Genomic DNA, 16934 nt, shown 5'->3' with positions numbered 1-16934 from the left:
GTAATCCTGGTTTCAAGAAGGCGGCGATACGCCAAGGTTCAGCCGGTAAGGTTAAGGTCAGGCGAGCAGGCCGGCGTTGGCCAGCGCGCGGCGCACGGTCTCGTGCTGCGCTTCGGCCAGCGGGGTCAGCGGCAGGCGGATGCCGCCGGCCATCTTGCCCATCTGTTGCAGCGCCCACTTGACGGGAATCGGGTTGGCCTCGACGAACATCGCGCGGTTCAGCTCGATCATTTCCATATGCAGCCGGCGTGCGGTCACCACATCGCCGTTACGCGCCGCCACGCACATCTCGTGCATCTTGCGCGGCGCCACGTTGGCCGTCACGGAGATATTGCCGTGGCCGCCCAGCAGGATCAGCGCCACCGCGGTGGGGTCGTCGCCGCTGTAGATCGCGAAGTGTTCCGGCGCATCCTTGATCAGCTGCGCGGCCCGGTCGATGTTGCCCGTGGCCTCCTTCACGCCGACGATGCCCGGCACCTGCGCCAGGCGCAGGATGGTGTCGTTGGTCATATCGGCCACGGTACGGCCCGGCACGTTATACAGCAGCACCGGCAGCTCCACCGCTTCCGCGATCGTGCGGAAATGGCGGTAGATGCCTTCCTGCGTCGGCTTGTTGTAGTACGGCACCACCTGGAGCGACGCATCGGCACCGACCTTCTTGGCGAAGGCGGTCAGCTCGATGGCTTCCTTGGTGGAATTGCCGCCCGTACCGGCGATGATCGGGACGCGCTTGTTGGACTGCTCCACGGCCACGCGGATCAGTTCGCAATGCTCTTCCACGTTGACGGTCGGAGACTCGCCCGTGGTGCCCACAATCACGATGCCATCGGTGCCTTCTGCCGCATGCCAGTCGATGAGGGCGCGCAGCGCGGGGTAATCCAGGCTGCCATCCTCATGCATCGGGGTGACGATGGCCACGATGCTGCCGGTAATCTGTGTCATAGCTTAAGGAAACTCGGGAAATCGAATATCCGGGATTGTACCGGAACCGTCAGCCGCTCCGGACTCCCCCGGGGTGAGGGGAAACATCAGGATTTTCAACGTGTGAAGCGCCCTGCGCGCTGACACGGGCCGGGCGCACCGCCCGACCGGCCAGCCTAGGGCCGCGCCGGCAGCCTGTAGCGCGGTGGCGCGGTGCCCGGCGCGCCGCCCGTGGACTCGCGCACGGCACAAATCCGCTGGACGAACGCCGTTTTCGGCACTTCTACCACCCCGTCCTCGTACCCCACCACGCGGAGGGTTCCGCGCGCCATGTCGAGCAATTCGCCCGATTTCAGCAGGAAGTCGGGCCGGGACGGCTTGCCGACGGTTTCGTTACCAATTGCAAATGTTTCATAGATCAGCACCCCGGCAGGCGCCAGCGCCGCCAGCAGGTGCGGCCAGAGGGGGCGGTGCAGGTAGTTGGTGACCACGATGGCGTCCAGCGGCGCCCCGTCCGCCCCGTCAGTCACGTCCCCCAGCGGCCAGCCGTCCTGCTCGAGATCGGCCACCCGGCCCACCACGCCGGCGGGCAGCCCCGCCACGGCCTCGGCGTCGCGATCCACGGCCAGCACGTCAAACCCCTGCCCCGCCAGCCAGGCCGCGTGGCGCCCGCTGCCACAGGCGAGATCGAGCACGCGGCCGCCCGGCCGGATCAGGTGGGCCCAGCGGGTCACCCACGACGAAGGCGCGCCCAGTGGCGCGTGCGCGAGCGTCATGGCGGCTTATTGCAGCAGGAGGATGATCGGCCGGAGCATCAGCTCGACCACCGACAGCAGCAGGCTCATCACCGGCTGCATCCAGACCCGCGTGATCACGCCCGCCGCCACCAGCGCCAGCACCACGAAGATGCCATACGGCTCGATTCGGCTGACGGCGGCCGCCACGCGCTGCGGCAGAAAGGCGGTCAGCACGCGCCCGCCGTCCAGCGGCGGGATCGGAAACAGGTTGAAGGCGGCCACGACCACGTTGACGATTACCCCGGCGCGCGCCATCTGGCCCCAGAACGGCTCCTGGACCTGCGCCCAGGCCAGCCCGATCACCACCAGCGCCCAGATGAACGCCTGCACGAGATTGCTGGCCGGGCCGGCCAGGGCCACCCACATGCCATGCCAGCGCGGGTTGCGCAGGTGGCCGAACACTACCGGAACCGGCTTGGCGAAGCCGAACACGAACTGCCCGGCGGTCAGGAAATACAGCAGCAGCGGCACCGCCACCGTGCCGATCGGGTCGATATGCCGGATCGGGTTCAGGCTGACGCGGCCGAGCCGGTAGGCCGTGTCGTCGCCGAAAAAGCGCGCCACATAGCCGTGGGCGGCCTCATGCAGCGTGATGGCGAACAAGACTGGCAGGGCGTAGACCGCAACGGTCTGGATGAGCGAGGAATCCATGTGCCCTATTCTATCCGTGCAATGGCGCCCGCAGGCTGTCCGGTTTGTGTCAAAGCGTGGCCGATTTTCAAAGCGTGGCGGACAGCCCGAAGCGTTCCACATCGCCCCGGCCCAGCCGCACCAGTTCCGGCTCGCCGCCGCTCAGGTCGATCACGGTGGTCGGCTGCGCCGGCGCCGGGCCGCCGTCCACCACCAGGTCGAGCTGTTTCTCCAGCCGGGCGCGGATTTCGGCCGGATCGTTCATGGGTTCGTCATCGCCGGGCATCTGGAGCGTGGCCGAGATCATCGGCTGGCCCAGTTCGGCCAGCAGCGCCAGCGGCACAGCATGGTCGGGCACGCGCACGCCGATGGTCTTGCGGGCCGGGTGCGACAGCCGGCGCGGCACTTCCTTGGTCGCCTCGAGGATGAACACGTACGGCCCCGGCGTGGCGCCCTTGATCCAGCGGTACTGGCGGTTATCCACGCGCGCGAAGTTGCCCAACTCGGACAGGTCGCTGCACATCAGGGTCAGATGGTGCTTGTCGTCGATGCCGCGCAGCCGGCGCAGGCGCTCCACGGCCGTCTTGTCGTCGAGCGGGCAGGCCAGCGCGTAGCTGGAGTCCGTCGGCAGCGCAATCAGCCCGCCCTGGCGCAGGATCTGCGCGGCTTGCTTGATCAGGCGCAGCTGCGGGTTGACCGGGTGAATCTCGAAGTACTGGGACATTCAGGGATCGTCGGGGGCGGAAGGCGGGGCGGGCGGACGGCTACCAGTCGTGCCAGACCGGGGTAACGTCCGATGGCAGCGGCGGCAGCGTGCCGATATCGACCCGGCCCTCGCCGGGACCATGGAAATCCGACCCGCGCGAGGCCAACAGGCCGTAGTGGCGCGCCACATCGGCATAGCGGCGGAACTGGTCGGGCGTGTGGCTGCCGGTCACGACCTCCACGGCGCGGCCCCCCAGTTGGGTGAATTCGTCGAACAGCGCGTCGTGCTGGGTGGCCGTGTAGTTGTAGCGGCCCGGGTGGGCCATCACAGCGACGCCGCCGGCGTCACGGATCCAGCCGATCGCCTCGGACAGCTTCGACCAGCGGTGCGGCACGAAGCCGGGGCGGCCATCGGACAGATATTCGCTAAATACGTCGCTGATGGTCGCGCAATAGCCTTCATCCACCAGCCAACGCGCGAAATGGGTGCGCGAGATCAGGTCAGGATTGCCGACATGGCGCAGCGCGCCGGCGTAGGCATCGTGGATGCCGACCTTGGCCAGCGCTTCGCCGATATCCTGGGCGCGCCGGGCGCGGCCGTCGCGGGTTCGGGCCAGGCCGTCGATCAGGCCCGGATGGAAGGGATCGATCTGCAGGCCCACGATGTGCACGGTCTGGCCGGCCCAGGTGACCGAAATCTCCACGCCAGGCACATAGCGCATGCCGAGTGCCTCGGCGGCGTCGCGCGCCTCGCGCTGGCCGCCCACCTCGTCGTGGTCCGTCAACGCCCAGAAAGCCACGCCACCGGCATGGGCGCGCGCGGCCACGTCACGTGGCGCGAGCATCCCGTCGGACACGGTGGAGTGGCAGTGCAGATCGGCGTTGATGGCGTGCGGGTTTTGCATGGTCTTCATTCTACTCCTGGCAGGGTCTTTTAGCCCTGCCGCCAACGGTGGCGTGCCCGGATTCCCAAGGCACGCAAGGTATGATGGGGCCTTGTTCCGCTCCCCCATGCGCCGCGCGCCACCTGGCGCCCGCCGCGCACCTGCCTCGATCATGTCTTCCACGCCCTCCCCGCTCGCTCCCCAAGAAACCACGCAGACCGATGTGCTGATCGTCGGCGCCGGGCCGGTCGGCCTGTTCGCCGCGTTCCAGGCGGGCGTGCTGGGGCTCAAATGCGAGCTGATCGACGTGCTCGACCGGGCCGGCGGCCAGTGCACCGAGCTCTACCCCGAGAAGCCGATCTACGACATTCCGGCCGTGCCGGGCTGCCTGGCGCAGGACCTCGTGGACCGGCTGATGGAGCAATGCGCGCCGTTCGCGTTCCCGATGCACTTCAGCCAGCGCGCCGACAGCGTCAGCGAGCACGCCAGCGCCGACGGCCATCCGCGCCTGCTGGTGACCACCGACGCCGGCAAGCGTTTCGACGTGGCGGCAGTGCTGGTCTGCGCCGGCGCCGGGGCCTTCGCGCCGCAGCGCGTGGCGCTGCCCGAGGCCGCCGCGCTCGAGGACCGGCACCTGCACTACGCCGTGCGCGACACCTCGCGCTTTGCCGGCCGCCGTGTGATCGTGGCCGGAGGCGGCGATTCGGCGCTCGACTGGGCGCTCGCGCTGCGCAAGGTGGCCGGGCGCGTGACGCTGCTGCACCGGCGCGAGGGCTTCCGCGCCGCCGACCACACCGTGGCGTCGATGCGCGCGGCAGTGGCGGCCGGCGAGATGGACTTCGTCGTCGGTATGCTCGGCGGCCTGCAGACCGATGACGCCGACCGGCTGACCGCCGCGACGATCAAGACCCGCGACGGCGAGCAGACGCTGCCCGCCGACGAACTCGTGGCGCTGTACGGACTGGTGTCCGAGCCGGGGCCGATTGCCCAGTGGGACATGGACATGCGCGCGGGCCGCATCATGGTGGACACCACCACCTATGAAAGCTCGCGCCGCGGCATCTTCGCGGCCGGCGACATCTGCTTCTATCCGAACAAGCAAAAGCTGATCCTCTCCGGCTTCCATGAGGCCGCGCTCGCGCTGCGCAAGGCGTACCACTACGCCTTGCCGGAGAAGTCGCTGGTGCACGTGCACACCAGCAACAACGCCGCGCTCAAGGAGAAGCTCACGCACGCGTGAGGCTTCATCCCGACTCGTCATCAAGCGAGAAATTCCTCGATCAGCTGCGCCACCACCTGCGGCTGGTCGTGGTGGAGCATGTGCCCGGCGTCATCCACCGTGACTTCGCGGAAGTCCGGGAAGGCGCGGAAGCGCTCTCGGAATTCGTCCAGCGGCTGCTTGTGGGCGATGTGCTGGAGCGTGGCGGAGTCCCGCGCCTCCACGTGTAGCACCGGGGCTTCCACCTTGGCCCAGATCGCCATGATTTCGTCGATCCGATACAGCATGGGATTGGTCATCTTGTGGGCCGCGTCGCCCAGGATCTCCCACCGGCCCTCGGCGTTGCGGCGCGACCAGTGCGCGGCCAGGAAGGCGGCGCGATCGTCGGGCAGGCGCGGATTGGTCTTCTGCAGGCGCGCCGCCACGGCGGCCTCGCTCTCGTAGGTGCGCAGCTCCGGCTGCGCGCGCAGTTCGTCCAGCCAGCGCACCAGCCGGCCCGGCGCCTGGTCCGGTCGGGTGCGGGTCAGGCCGAAGCCCTCCAGATCCACCACGCGCCGCACGCGCTGCGGACGCACTCCCGCATAGATACAGACCACGTTGGCGCCCATGCTGTGGCCCACCAGATCCACCTGCCCTTCGGGCTGGTAGTGATCGAGCAGCGCCTCGAGGTCGGCCACGTAGTCCGGGAACCAGTAGGACGTGGTGCCCGGGTAGCGCGTCGGCAGGTCGGTCTCGCCGAAGCCGCGCCAGTCCATGGCGATCACGTGCCAGTCGCGCTCCAGCGCATCGACGAGGAACTGGAACGAGGCGGCCACATCCATCCAGCCGTGCAGCATGAACAGCTTGGGCGCGCCGGGCGTGCCCCAGTGGCGAACGTGCGTGCGCAGGCCGCGCAGCGTGATAAATTCGGAACGCGAGGTTTCCGTGATGGTCATGGTGTCTCTACCCTTCTGTCTCTGTATTGCCAGGTCTTCTCGGGCGCGCGGCGGATGGGGGGCCGCGCGGCAGCCTGGATAAAAATAGAACGATCGTTCGCCTGGCCGATTATAGCGATCCGCCCGGCCTGACGCCGCAAAAACATCGGAGACAACCGGATGACCGCCTTGCCGGCTACGCGCCGCGATGACTATCGCGCGCTTCATGACGCGTTCCGCTGGAACGTGCCCGAGCACTTCAACCTGGCCGATGTCTGCTGCGGCCGCTGGGCCCGAGACCCGGCCACCATGGACCGCGTGGCGGTCTACACCGAGCACGAGGATGGGCGACGCGACGCCTACACCTACGCCCATATCCAGGCCGAGGCCAACCGGCTCTCCCGCGCGCTGCGCGCGCTGGGCGTGGGCCGGGGCGACCGCGTGGCCATCGTCATGCCCCAGCGCATCGAGACCGTGATCGCCGGCATGGCGGTCTACCAGCTGGGTGCCGTGGCCATGCCGCTGTCGATGCTGTTCGGCCCGGAGGCCCTCTCGTACCGCATCGACCACAGCGAAACCCGCGTGGCGATTGCCGACGAGACCGCCATCGACAACCTGCTCGCCGCCCGCCCGGACTGCCCCACCCTGCGCACCGTGATTGGCGCCGGCGCCGCCACGGGCCGGGGCGACCTGGACTGGGACGCCCTGCTGGCCGCCCAACTGCCTACCTTCACGGCCGAGCAGACCAAGGCCGACGAAGCCGCCGTGCTGATCTACACCAGCGGCACCACCGGGCCGCCCAAAGGCGCGCTGCTGCCACACCGGGCGCTGATCGGCAACCTAACCGGCTTCGTCTGCTCGCAGAACTGGTATCCGCAGGACGACGACGTGTTCTGGAGCCCGGCCGACTGGGCCTGGACCGGCGGCCTGTGGGATGCGCTGATGCCGGCGCTGTACTTCGGCAAGCCCATCGTCGGCTATCAGGGCCGGTTCTCCGCCGAACGTGCCTTCGAATTGCTCGAACGCTATGGCGTGACCAACACCTTCCTGTTCCCCACTGCGCTCAAGCAGATGATGAAGGCGTGCCCGGACCCGTCCACGCGCTACCGGCTGAAGCTGCGCGCGGTCATGAGTGCCGGCGAGGCCGTGGGCGAGACCGTGTTCTCGTGGTGCCGCGACGCCCTCGGGGTCATCGTCAACGAGATGTTCGGCCAGACCGAGATCAACTACATCGTCGGCAACTGCACCGCGCAGTATGACGACGACCGCCTCGGCTGGCCGGCGCGGCCGGGCTCGATGGGCCGCCCCTACCCGGGCCACCGCGTGGCCGTGATCGACGACGAGGGCCGCCCCTGCGCGCCGGACGAGGACGGCGAGGTGGCGGTCTGCGCTACCGACATCCACGGGCATCCGGACCCGGTCTTCTTCCTCGGTTACTGGAAGAACGAGGCCGCCACGGCGGGCAAGTACACCGAGCTGGACGGCCTGCGCTGGTGCCGCACAGGCGACCTTGCCCGCATGGATGCGGACGGTTATCTCTGGTATCAGGGCCGGGCGGACGACGTGTTCAAGTCGTCGGGCTATCGGATCGGGCCGAGCGAGATCGAAAACTGCCTGCTCAAGCACCCGGCGGTGTCGAACTGTGCGGTTGTGCCGTCGCCGGACCCCGAGCGCGGGGCCATCGTCAAGGCGTTCATCGTACTGACCCCGGCCGTGGCGCGCTCGTTCGACAACGACGCCGCGCTGATCGCCGAATTGCAGCAGCATGTTCGGGGACAGCTAGCCCCCTATGAGTATCCCAAGGCGATTGAATTCATCGATCAACTGCCGATGACGACCACCGGCAAGATCCAGCGGCGGGTGTTGCGACTGCAGGAGCAGGAGAAAGCGAAAGCAGCCGGGGGGGCGCCGGCGCCCACCTCAGCCGGCTGAGGCTTCCAGCCAGGCCAGTTCGTCCTCGTCGAAGCCCGCCGCGCGGCGGGCTTCGAGGTTGAACGGGCCGCGCAGCCGGGGCGCGCGGTACTGCTCGGACAGCACCGCGTAGGTCGGCACGGGGTCCAGCCCGCGCTGCGCGCACAGCCACCGATACCAGTGGTTGCCGATGGCCACGTGCCCCACTTCATCGCGCAGAATGATGTCGATGATGGCGGCGGCGGCCTCGTCGCCGGCCTCGGCCAGCTTCGCCCGCACCGGCGGCGAGGCGTCCAGCCCGCGTGCCTCGAGCGTGCGCGGCACCAGCGCCATGCGCGCCAGCACGTCGTCGGCGGTCTTGTCGCACATCTCCCACAAGCTGTTATGCGCCGGGAAGTCGCCATATTCGGCGCCCAGCGTGCTCAGATGGTCGGCCAGCAGCGTGAAATGCAGGGCCTCCTCGCTCGCCACCTGGAGCCAGTCGCGATAGAAACGCGGCGGCATGCCGGCAAAACGCCACGCGGCATCCAGCGCGAGGTTGATCGCGTTGAATTCGATATGGCACAGGGCATGAATCATCGCCGCCCGCCCCGCCGGGGTGCGCAGGGAGCGGCGGCGCTCCACCTTCTGGGGCGGCACCAGTTCCGGGCGCGCGGGCCGGCCCGGCAAGGCCAGGCCGGCAGCGGGAGCGAGTGCCGTATCCGTATCGCCGATGCCCTGCCCGGCCGTTTCTGCGGCCACCACGGCCTCGAACAGCGCCCGCGCCGCATCGGCCTTCGCCCTGGCATCGGTCATGCATAGCACTTCCAGCGCGCGGTGGCGTAGCAGGCGGGCATGCGGCAAATCGAGTCCGGCGGCGGGTGCGGTGACTGGCATAGGCGTAAAATTCCGGGGAGTCGCCATTGTAGAGCGTCGCAGCGTGTCACCACGCCGGTTCGCCGGGGTGCGCGCGCCCTTCAGTGCTCTTTTAATCGCGGCGGCCATCCCCAATTACCTCAGATCGCATCATCAGCCCCACTGCCTCAGGCAGGACCCAGGAGACCCCATGGCGCTTTACCAGATCGGCGACCTCGCCCCGACCATCCACAGCGATGCCTACGTGGCCGTCGAAGCCACCATCATCGGCAACGTGACGCTCAAGGCGCGCGCAAGCGCCTGGCCCGGCGTGGTGATCCGTGGCGACAACGAACCGATCGTGGTGGGCGAAGACACCAACATCCAGGAAGGCTCCGTGCTCCATACCGATCCGGGCGCGCCGCTGACGCTGGGCGACAAGGTGTCCGTCGGCCATCAGGCCATGCTGCACGGCTGCACCGTGGGCGAAGGGTCGCTGATCGGCATCCAGGCCGTGGTACTGAACCGCGCCGTGATCGGCAAGGAATGCCTGGTTGGCGCCGGCGCCGTGGTGACCGAGGGCAAGGTGTTCCCGGACCGCTCGCTGATCCTGGGCGCGCCGGCCAAGGTCGTGCGCGAGCTGACCGATGCCGACGTGGCCAACCTCTACCGCAACGCCGAGACCTACGCGAAGCGCCAGGCGATGTACAAGACCGACCTGAAGCGCATCGACTGATGACATACCAGCGCGCGGCCCCGCCCGCGCGCCCGCAACCCGCGCCTTACCGCTAGATAGATGACGAACGTGACCGCAACCTCGAATCCCGACACCCTTCAGAAATTCCTGTTCGACGCCGCCCCGGTGCGCGGCGAACTGGTCCGCATGGAGGCCACCTGGCAAGAGGTGCTCAACCGCCATGCCTATCCGGCGCCGGTGCGGCGCCTGCTGGGCGAGATGATGGCGGCGGCGGCGCTGCTGTCAGCCAATCTCAAGTTCAACGGGGCACTCGTCATGCAGCTGCATGGCGACGGCCCGGTGCGGATGCTGGTGGTGGAATGCCTGTCGGACCTCTCGATGCGCGCCACGGCCAAGATCGCCGAAGACGTCGAGATCGCCGACGACGCCACGCTCAGGCAGATGGTGAACGTGCACGGCCAGGGCCGCTTTGCGATCACGCTCGACCCGCAGGACAAGCTGCCGGGCCAGCAGGCCTATCAGGGCATCGTCCCGCTGTCGGACGAGCACGGCCCGCTGTCGTCGATCGGCGCGGTGCTGGAGCATTACATGCAGGCGTCCGAGCAGCTCGACACGCGCCTGTGGCTCGCCTCGAACGACCAGGTGGCGGCCGGCATGCTACTGCAGAAGTTGCCGTCGTACGGCGGCACGATGGAAGTGGGCGAGACCGGCGCGGCACTTGACGAGGCTGGCCGCGCGCAGGACCTCGACACCTGGGACCGCGCCTGCCAGCTCGGCGCCACGCTCAAGGACGAGGAGTTGCTGGTGGAGTCGCCGGACACGCTGCTGCGCCGCCTGTTCTGGGAAGACCTGCAGGCCACCGGGCTGCGCGTCTTCGAGCCGATGACGCCGCATTTCCAGTGCTCGTGTTCGCGCGCCAAGGTGGCGGGCATGCTCCAGTCGCTGGGCCAGGCCGAGGTGGAGAGCATCATCGCCGAGCGCGGCCACGTGGAGATCCACTGCGACTTCTGCGGCCAGCGCTATGAGTTCGACCCCGTGGACAGCGCCCAACTGTTCACCGCGCCCGTGGCCACCGGTGCCGGCGACGGCGCGCACCAGCAACACTGAGCCGCCCCCGCCCGGAATCCATGATTTGAGGACAACCGCCATGCAAGCCGACCATCGCCCCCGCTCCTCCTGTTCCCGCCTCGGGCCGGCGGGCGCTGTGGCGATGCTGGCCATGGCGCTGCTGGCCGGCTGCGCGTCTCCCGTGCCGCGCGATATCAACGGCTCGCCGGCCACGGCCCGGCTGATGCCCAACGGCGTGCCGCCAGCACCGATCACGCCCGAGGAAAGCCAGTCGCTGACGCAACTGAACCAGCAGATCCTGCGCGACCAGGAAGCGGCCATCGCCCGGCAGCAGCAGGCCGAGGCATGGGCGTACGCCTATCCGAACACGAACTGGAGTCTGTACTACGGTGGGTGGGGTGGCGGCCGCTGGGGCGGCGGCGTGGGCGTGAGCAGCCCGGGATACTGGGGTGGCGGCTGGGGTGGCTACCCGTATGGGTGGTAGGCCGATAAACGCGTCGAAGCCGACTCAGTGACCGCCCTTGCCGGCAACGGAATTCGGCGGCGGCGGTAGCGGCGGCGTGGCGCTGACCTTCGGGGCCGGGGCCACGAACTGCACGAACACCTCGCTCTCCTTCACCATGCCCAGCTCGTAGCGGGCACGTTCCTCGATCGCACCGGTGCCGTCCTGGAGGTCGCTGACTTCCCCTTCCAGCTTGGCATTGCGAAGCTTGAGCGCCTGATTGTGGGTGGTCTGTTCCTGCACCTGGCGGTTCAGGTCCCATACGCGCAGCCAGCCGCCCTTCCCCAGCCAGAGCGGATACTGGATGGCGAGCAGCAGCACGAACAGCAGCAGGGAAATCAGACGCATTGGGGCAAATTGGATATCGTCAGATTGACGACCGCCACAATGATCCCTTATGCGGCCGAAGAATGCAAAATTATCGGCCTGAAAAAACGCAACACTCTGCAACACGAACGTGTCGCGGCGGGGGAGATCTCCCCGCTCCCGGGGCGGGAGGGGGAGATTCGGGACTTAGCGCAGGTTGTAGAACGCGCTCTTGCCCGGGTACGTAGCGATGTCACCGAGGTCTTCCTCGATGCGCAGCAGTTGGTTGTACTTCGAGATACGGTCCGAACGCGACAGCGAGCCGGTCTTGATCTGGCCAGCGTTGGTGCCCACGGCGATGTCGGCAATCGTGCTGTCCTCGGTCTCGCCCGAGCGGTGCGAGATCACGGCCGTGTAACCGGCGCGCTTCGCCATCTCGATGGCGGCGAAGGTCTCGGTCAGCGTGCCGATCTGGTTGATCTTGATCAGGATCGAGTTGCCGATGCCCTTGTCGATGCCTTCCTTCAGGATCTTCGTGTTGGTCACGAACAGGTCGTCACCCACCAGCTGGATGCGCTCGCCCAGCTTCTCGGTCAGCGTCTTCCAGCCTTCCCAGTCGCCCTCGGCCATGCCGTCCTCGATCGAGACGATCGGGAACTTGTCGCACAGGTTGGCCAGGTAGTCGGCGAATTGCGTCGACGACAGCTTCAGGCCTTCGCCTTCCAGCTGGTAGACGTCCTCGGCCTCGTGGTAGAACTCGGTGGCGGCGCAGTCCAGCGCCAGCAGCACGTCTTCGCCGGCCTTGTAGCCAGCCTTCTCGATGGCCTGCACCACCGTGTTCAGGCATTCCTCGTTCGACGAGAAATTCGGCGCGAAGCCGCCTTCGTCGCCCACGGCCGTGGACATGCCCTTGTCGGCCAGGATCTTCTTGAGCGCGTGGAAGACTTCGGCGCCGCAGCGCAGGGCTTCACGGAAGCTGGTCTGCGAGACCGGCATGATCATGAATTCCTGGATATCCAGGCTGTTGTTGGCGTGCGCGCCACCGTTGACGATGTTCATCATCGGCACCGGCATCTGCATCGCGCCCGAACCGCCGAAGTAGCGGTACAGCGGCAGGCCGGCTTCCTCGGCAGCGGCCTTGGCCACGGCCATCGACACGGCCAGCATGGCGTTGGCGCCCAGGCGGCCCTTGTTCTCGGTGCCGTCCAGCTCGATCAGCGTGCGGTCCAGGAACGCCTGCTCGGAGGCGTCCAGGCCCATGATGGCTTCGGAGATCTCGGTGTTGATGTGCTCGACGGCCTTCAGCACGCCCTTGCCCAGGTAGCGCGACTTGTCGCCGTCACGCAGCTCGATGGCCTCCCGCGAACCCGTGGACGCGCCCGACGGCACGGCCGCACGGCCCATCACGCCGGATTCCAGCAGCACGTCGCACTCGACCGTGGGGTTGCCACGCGAGTCGAGAACTTCGCGACCGATGATATCTACGATTGCACTCATATTTCCTCTCTGGACTGTTGAATCTGGTGACTGCGCAAGAATGCCCGCCAACCGTGACAAATCATGCCGACGATGGTCAGGCGCCCTCGACAACGATCATGTTCATCTTCGCCGCGCGCGCGCGCGACTCCCGCGCGGCCAGGTACTCCTCGCTCGCGTAGAAGGTCTTGGCGGCCTCATAGCTCGGGAATTTCAGCAGCACGACGCGCGTGGGCGCCCATTCCCCCTCGAGCGGCTCGGTCTTGCCACCGCGCACGAGCACCTCGGCGCCGTGCGCCTGCATGGCGCGCGTGGAAAGCACCTTGTACTGCTCGTATTGCTGGGGGTCTGTCACGTCGACGTACGCGATGATAAAGCCGGCGGCCATGGGCGATCTCCGAATCTTTTGTATTGTCTTTCGATACGGCGCGTCACGGTCGGTGCAGGATGGACCATGCGGGCCGGAAACGATTCCGCCCGCGACAGGCGCGGGCGGTCATTGCCAACACTGGCTCAGGCGCAGGCCGGCCAGCTGAAGTTGTCTTCGAGGAAGCCGGCGCGCTTGGTCAGCGCATCGAGATCCTTGAGGACCGACAGCAATTCCTTCATCCGCGACAGCGGCACGGCGTTAGGGCCGTCCGACATCGCCTTGCTCGGGTCCGGGTGCGTTTCCATGAACAGGCCGGCCACGCCGGTCGCCACGGCGGCACGCGACAGCACCGGCACGAACTCGCGCTGGCCGCCCGAACTCGTGCCCTGCCCGCCCGGCAACTGCACCGAGTGCGTGGCGTCGAACACCACCGGGGCGGCGGTCTCGCGCATGATCGCCAGCGAGCGCATGTCCGAGACCAGATTGTTGTAGCCGAAGGAGACACCACGCTCGCAGGCCATGAACACGTCGTCGGGCAGACCGGCCTCGCGAGCCGCTTCACGCGCCTTATCGATCACATTTTTCATGTCGTGCGGCGCCAGGAACTGGCCCTTCTTGATGTTCACCGGCTTGCCGCTCTGCGCGCAGGCATGGATGAAATCAGTCTGGCGGCACAGGAAGGCCGGCGTCTGGAGCACGTCCACCACGGCAGCGACGGGCTTGATCTCGTCGATCTCGTGGATGTCCGTGAGCACCGGCACGCCGATCTCGCGCTTCACGGTGGCCAGGATCTCCAGACCCTTTTCCATGCCGAGACCGCGGAACGACTTGCCCGACGACCGGTTGGCCTTGTCGAACGACGACTTGTAGATGAACGGAATGCCCAGCGCCGACGTGATTTCCTTGAGCTGGCCGGCCGTGTCCAGCGCCATCTGCTCGGACTCGATCACGCACGGCCCGGAAATCAGGAAGAACGGCTGGTCGAGGCCGACATCGAATCCACACAGTTTCATGGCTGCTCCTTCTCTAGGCGCGCTCAGGCGGACTTGCCCTTGCGCTGCTGGCTGGCCAGCGCGCCTTCCACGTAGGCCTTGAACAGCGGATGGCCGTCACGCGGCGTGGACGTGAATTCCGGGTGGAACTGCACGCCGACGAACCACGGGTGGAGGCTCTCGGGCAGCTCCATCATCTCCGGCAGGTTTTCCGTCGGGGTACGGGCCGAAATGACCATGCCCGCGCCCTCAAGCTGCGGCACGTAGTGATTGTTGACTTCGTAACGATGGCGATGGCGCTCGTTCACTTCTTCGCCATAGATCTGGGCGGCCTTGGTGCCGGGCTTCACCGGTACGCGCTGGGCGCCCAGGCGCATCGTGCCGCCGAGGTCGGAATCGGCCGAGCGCTGCTCGACCTTGCCTTCGCGGTCCAGCCATTCGGTGATCAGCGCGACCACCGGATGCTCGGTCTCGAGGTTGAACTCGGTCGAGTTGGCATCGGGCATGTTCGCCACGTGGCGGGCAAACTCGATCACGGCCAGCTGCATGCCCAGGCAGATGCCCAGGTACGGCACCTTGTTCTCGCGGGCGTACTGGATCGCGCGGATCTTGCCTTCCGTGCCGCGCTTGCCGAAGCCGCCCGGCACCAGGATGGCGTCCAGCGGCTGGAGCACTTCCAGATGGCCGGATTCCAGTTCCTCGGAATCGATGTACTCGATGTTCACACGCGTGGCGGTATGCATGCCGGCGTGGCGCAGTGCCTCGATCAGCGACTTGTACGACTCGGTCAGGTCGACGTACTTGCCGACCATGCCGATCGTGATTTCGTGCTCGGGGTTTTCTTGCGCGTTGACCAGCTTCTGCCACATCGACAGGTCGGCCGGCTTCGGATCCAGGCGCAGTTCCTCGCAGATCAGGCGGTCCAGGCCCTGCTCGTTGAGCATCTGCGGGATCTTGTAGATGCTGTCGGCATCCCAGACCGAGATCACGGCTTCCTGCGGAATGTTGGCGAACAGCGAGATCTTGGCGCGCTCGTCGTCCGGAATCGGGCGGTCGGCGCGGCACAGCAGCGCCGTCGGCGAAATGCCGATTTCGCGCAGCTTTTGCACCGAGTGCTGGGTCGGCTTGGTCTTCAGCTCGCCAGCGCTGGCGATGAACGGCACCAGCGTCAGGTGCACGAAGGCGCAGTGGTTGCGGCCCATGCGCAGGCTCATCTGGCGTGCGGCCTCGAGGAACGGCAGGGATTCGATATCCCCCACCGTGCCGCCGATTTCCACCAGCGCCACGTCAGCCTTGCCCTCGTGCGAGGCGGCCGCGCCGCGCTCCACGAATGCCTGGATTTCGTTGGTGATATGGGGGATGACCTGCACGGTCTTGCCGAGATACTCGCCCCGGCGTTCCTTGCGGATCACCGATTCGTAGATCTGACCAGTCGTGAAGTTGTTCGATTTCCGCATCTTGGCGGAAACGAAGCGCTCATAGTGGCCCAGGTCGAGGTCGGTTTCCGCGCCATCTTCGGTCACGAACACCTCGCCGTGCTGGAAGGGGCTCATCGTGCCGGGATCGACGTTGATGTAGGGATCGAGCTTGAGGAGGGTGACTTTGAGGCCGCGCGACTCGAGAATGGCCGCGAGCGAAGCAGCAGCGATGCCCTTGCCGAGAGAAGAGACGACGCCACCGGTGACGAAGACGAATTTGGTCATAAACCGAGCTTGCCGGGGAAATCGGGATTATACATGAGCGGCCGTCCCGCGCGGCCCCGGAAATTGTGACAGCCGGGGTGAAACCCCGCGGGGTGCTACCCGGTTGCGCCGCATTGCACCTCCTTGCGCCCAATGCGCCGCACGGGCGCCGCCCTGCCCGCCTGCTAACCGGCGTCTACCGCGATTCCTGCCGGATCTTGCCGATCAGGTCACGCACCAGCGCGGCGGTTTCGAGCGGCTTTTCCATCGGATAAAGATGGCCGCCCTCGATGAAGCGCAGGTGCTCGCCCACCAGCCGGCGCGTGGCGCCCAGGCCGCACTGACGCACCTCGCGCGAGCGCGTGCCGGCGACGAAGCCCACCGGCACCGGCGCGCCCTGCGACACCTTGCGCCCCAGGCTGGTCGGCAGGGTCCGGTAGATCTTGTATTCCACCTCGCGGTCGAAGCGCAGCCGCCGCTCGCCAGCGTGGCCGGTCGGCTCGGTGCCATGCTCGGCGTAGTCGCTCAGGACCTCGGGGTCCCATATCGCGAAATTCTTCTTGGAGAGGAAGTGATGACGCACTGCCTCGGCGTCTGGCCAATGGGTGCGGCGGTTCTTCGTCACGGCCGCCGGACCAGGCTTTTCGTCGAGGCCGAATATTTGCGAGAAACGCAGCAGCCCGGCGCGCCAGCCGGCAATCACCGGCGAGTCGAGCATGACCACCCCGCGCACCCGCGCGGGCCGGCGCAGCGCGGCCATCAGGGACAAGAAGCCGCCCAGCGAATGGCCGACCAGCCACACCGGGCGCTCGGTGCCATCACGCGTGGCGCGGTCCAGCTCGTCTAGCAATTCCTCCACGAGATGCGGCCACTCGCGCGTGACCGGGTACTTCGGGTCATGGCCGTAGCGCTCCACGGCGCGGATATCGAAATCGTCTTCCAGTGCACCGAACAGCTTCCGATACGTGCGCACCGGGAAGCCGTTGGCGTGCGAAAACAGCAGGATGTCGCGCATGCGGCGTCTTG

General features: G+C 67.2%; 18 protein-coding genes. 5 read left to right on the top strand and 13 right to left on the bottom strand.

What is annotated here, in order from left to right:
• Positions 1-57: 57 nt before the first annotated feature.
• The 5 genes from dapA to AC1DFU_RS11175 form a co-directional block, all read right to left on the bottom strand.
• On the bottom strand, positions 58-942 hold the full coding sequence (dapA, locus tag AC1DFU_RS11195) for a 4-hydroxy-tetrahydrodipicolinate synthase (RefSeq protein ID WP_441592083.1): 885 nt from the start codon (positions 940-942) through the stop codon (positions 58-60).
• Positions 943-1097: 155 nt separating this feature from the next.
• Positions 1098-1697: a class I SAM-dependent methyltransferase gene (locus AC1DFU_RS11190; protein ID WP_092292653.1), complete on the bottom strand. Its 600-nt coding sequence runs from the start codon at positions 1695-1697 to the stop codon at positions 1098-1100.
• 6 nt (positions 1698-1703) lie between these two features.
• Positions 1704-2369 carry a site-2 protease family protein gene (locus tag AC1DFU_RS11185; protein ID WP_092292651.1) on the bottom strand — a complete coding sequence of 222 codons (666 nt, stop codon included), beginning with the start codon at positions 2367-2369 and terminating at the stop codon, positions 1704-1706.
• Positions 2370-2436: 67 nt separating this feature from the next.
• Positions 2437-3072 carry an L-threonylcarbamoyladenylate synthase gene (locus AC1DFU_RS11180; RefSeq protein ID WP_441592081.1) on the bottom strand — a complete coding sequence of 212 codons (636 nt, stop codon included), beginning with the start codon at positions 3070-3072 and terminating at the stop codon, positions 2437-2439.
• Between the two features lie 40 nt (positions 3073-3112).
• Positions 3113-3958, bottom strand: a complete 846-nt coding sequence (locus tag AC1DFU_RS11175) for a 3',5'-nucleoside bisphosphate phosphatase (RefSeq protein ID WP_441592177.1) — start codon at positions 3956-3958, stop codon at positions 3113-3115.
• A gap of 151 nt (positions 3959-4109) precedes the next feature.
• Here AC1DFU_RS11175 and AC1DFU_RS11170 point away from each other — a divergent pair, with 151 nt between their 5' ends.
• Positions 4110-5177, top strand: a complete 1068-nt coding sequence (locus AC1DFU_RS11170) for an NAD(P)/FAD-dependent oxidoreductase (protein WP_092292647.1) — start codon at positions 4110-4112, stop codon at positions 5175-5177.
• A 20-nt stretch (positions 5178-5197) separates the two neighbouring features.
• Here AC1DFU_RS11170 and AC1DFU_RS11165 read toward each other — a convergent pair whose 3' ends face one another.
• Positions 5198-6091 (bottom strand): alpha/beta fold hydrolase, encoded by an 894-nt coding sequence (locus AC1DFU_RS11165; protein WP_441592079.1) that lies wholly within the window; start codon positions 6089-6091, stop codon positions 5198-5200.
• A gap of 159 nt (positions 6092-6250) precedes the next feature.
• Between AC1DFU_RS11165 and AC1DFU_RS11160 the strand changes: the two genes are divergently transcribed.
• Complete coding sequence (locus AC1DFU_RS11160) at positions 6251-8002, top strand: acetate--CoA ligase (RefSeq protein ID WP_441592077.1); 1752 nt, start codon at positions 6251-6253, stop codon at positions 8000-8002.
• Here the strand turns inward: AC1DFU_RS11160 and AC1DFU_RS11155 are convergent.
• Positions 7991-8857 carry a ferritin-like domain-containing protein gene (locus AC1DFU_RS11155; RefSeq protein WP_441592075.1) on the bottom strand — a complete coding sequence of 289 codons (867 nt, stop codon included), beginning with the start codon at positions 8855-8857 and terminating at the stop codon, positions 7991-7993. The genes AC1DFU_RS11160 and AC1DFU_RS11155 overlap by 12 nt on opposite strands.
• 169 nt (positions 8858-9026) lie before the next feature.
• Here AC1DFU_RS11155 and AC1DFU_RS11150 point away from each other — a divergent pair, with 169 nt between their 5' ends.
• The 3 genes from AC1DFU_RS11150 to AC1DFU_RS11140 all read left to right on the top strand — a co-directional run bounded on the left by AC1DFU_RS11150 (position 9027) and on the right by AC1DFU_RS11140 (position 11064).
• Positions 9027-9551 carry a gamma carbonic anhydrase family protein gene (locus tag AC1DFU_RS11150; protein WP_092292639.1) on the top strand — a complete coding sequence of 175 codons (525 nt, stop codon included), beginning with the start codon at positions 9027-9029 and terminating at the stop codon, positions 9549-9551.
• 60 nt (positions 9552-9611) lie between these two features.
• The gene (gene hslO, locus AC1DFU_RS11145) at positions 9612-10619 is read left to right on the top strand and encodes an Hsp33 family molecular chaperone HslO (protein ID WP_441592073.1); all 1008 of its coding nucleotides are present in this window, start codon (positions 9612-9614) and stop codon (positions 10617-10619) included.
• Positions 10620-10722: 103 nt separating this feature from the next.
• Complete coding sequence (locus tag AC1DFU_RS11140; RefSeq protein ID WP_369823395.1) at positions 10723-11064, top strand: hypothetical protein; 342 nt, start codon at positions 10723-10725, stop codon at positions 11062-11064.
• 24 nt (positions 11065-11088) lie between these two features.
• Here the strand turns inward: AC1DFU_RS11140 and ftsB are convergent, their stop codons facing one another.
• From ftsB to AC1DFU_RS11110, 6 genes are all read right to left on the bottom strand, one after another.
• Positions 11089-11430 carry a cell division protein FtsB gene (ftsB, locus tag AC1DFU_RS11135; protein ID WP_092292635.1) on the bottom strand — a complete coding sequence of 114 codons (342 nt, stop codon included), beginning with the start codon at positions 11428-11430 and terminating at the stop codon, positions 11089-11091.
• A 165-nt stretch (positions 11431-11595) separates the two neighbouring features.
• A complete protein-coding gene (gene eno / locus AC1DFU_RS11130) occupies positions 11596-12885 on the bottom strand; it encodes a phosphopyruvate hydratase (RefSeq protein WP_092292633.1) in 1290 nt (429 codons plus the stop codon).
• 76 nt (positions 12886-12961) lie between these two features.
• A complete protein-coding gene (locus tag AC1DFU_RS11125) occupies positions 12962-13252 on the bottom strand; it encodes a DUF1330 domain-containing protein (protein ID WP_441592070.1) in 291 nt (96 codons plus the stop codon).
• A 125-nt stretch (positions 13253-13377) separates the two neighbouring features.
• Positions 13378-14247, bottom strand: a complete 870-nt coding sequence (gene kdsA, locus AC1DFU_RS11120) for a 3-deoxy-8-phosphooctulonate synthase (protein ID WP_477159778.1) — start codon at positions 14245-14247, stop codon at positions 13378-13380.
• A gap of 23 nt (positions 14248-14270) precedes the next feature.
• On the bottom strand, positions 14271-15929 hold the full coding sequence (locus AC1DFU_RS11115; protein WP_092292627.1) for a CTP synthase: 1659 nt from the start codon (positions 15927-15929) through the stop codon (positions 14271-14273).
• Positions 15930-16104: 175 nt separating this feature from the next.
• Positions 16105-16923 (bottom strand): alpha/beta fold hydrolase, encoded by an 819-nt coding sequence (locus AC1DFU_RS11110; RefSeq protein ID WP_441592068.1) that lies wholly within the window; start codon positions 16921-16923, stop codon positions 16105-16107.
• Positions 16924-16934 lie beyond the last annotated feature (11 nt).

This window comes from Cupriavidus sp. 10L45 (genome assembly GCF_056395225.1).
This window is presented reverse-complemented; position numbering and strand designations above follow the sequence as displayed.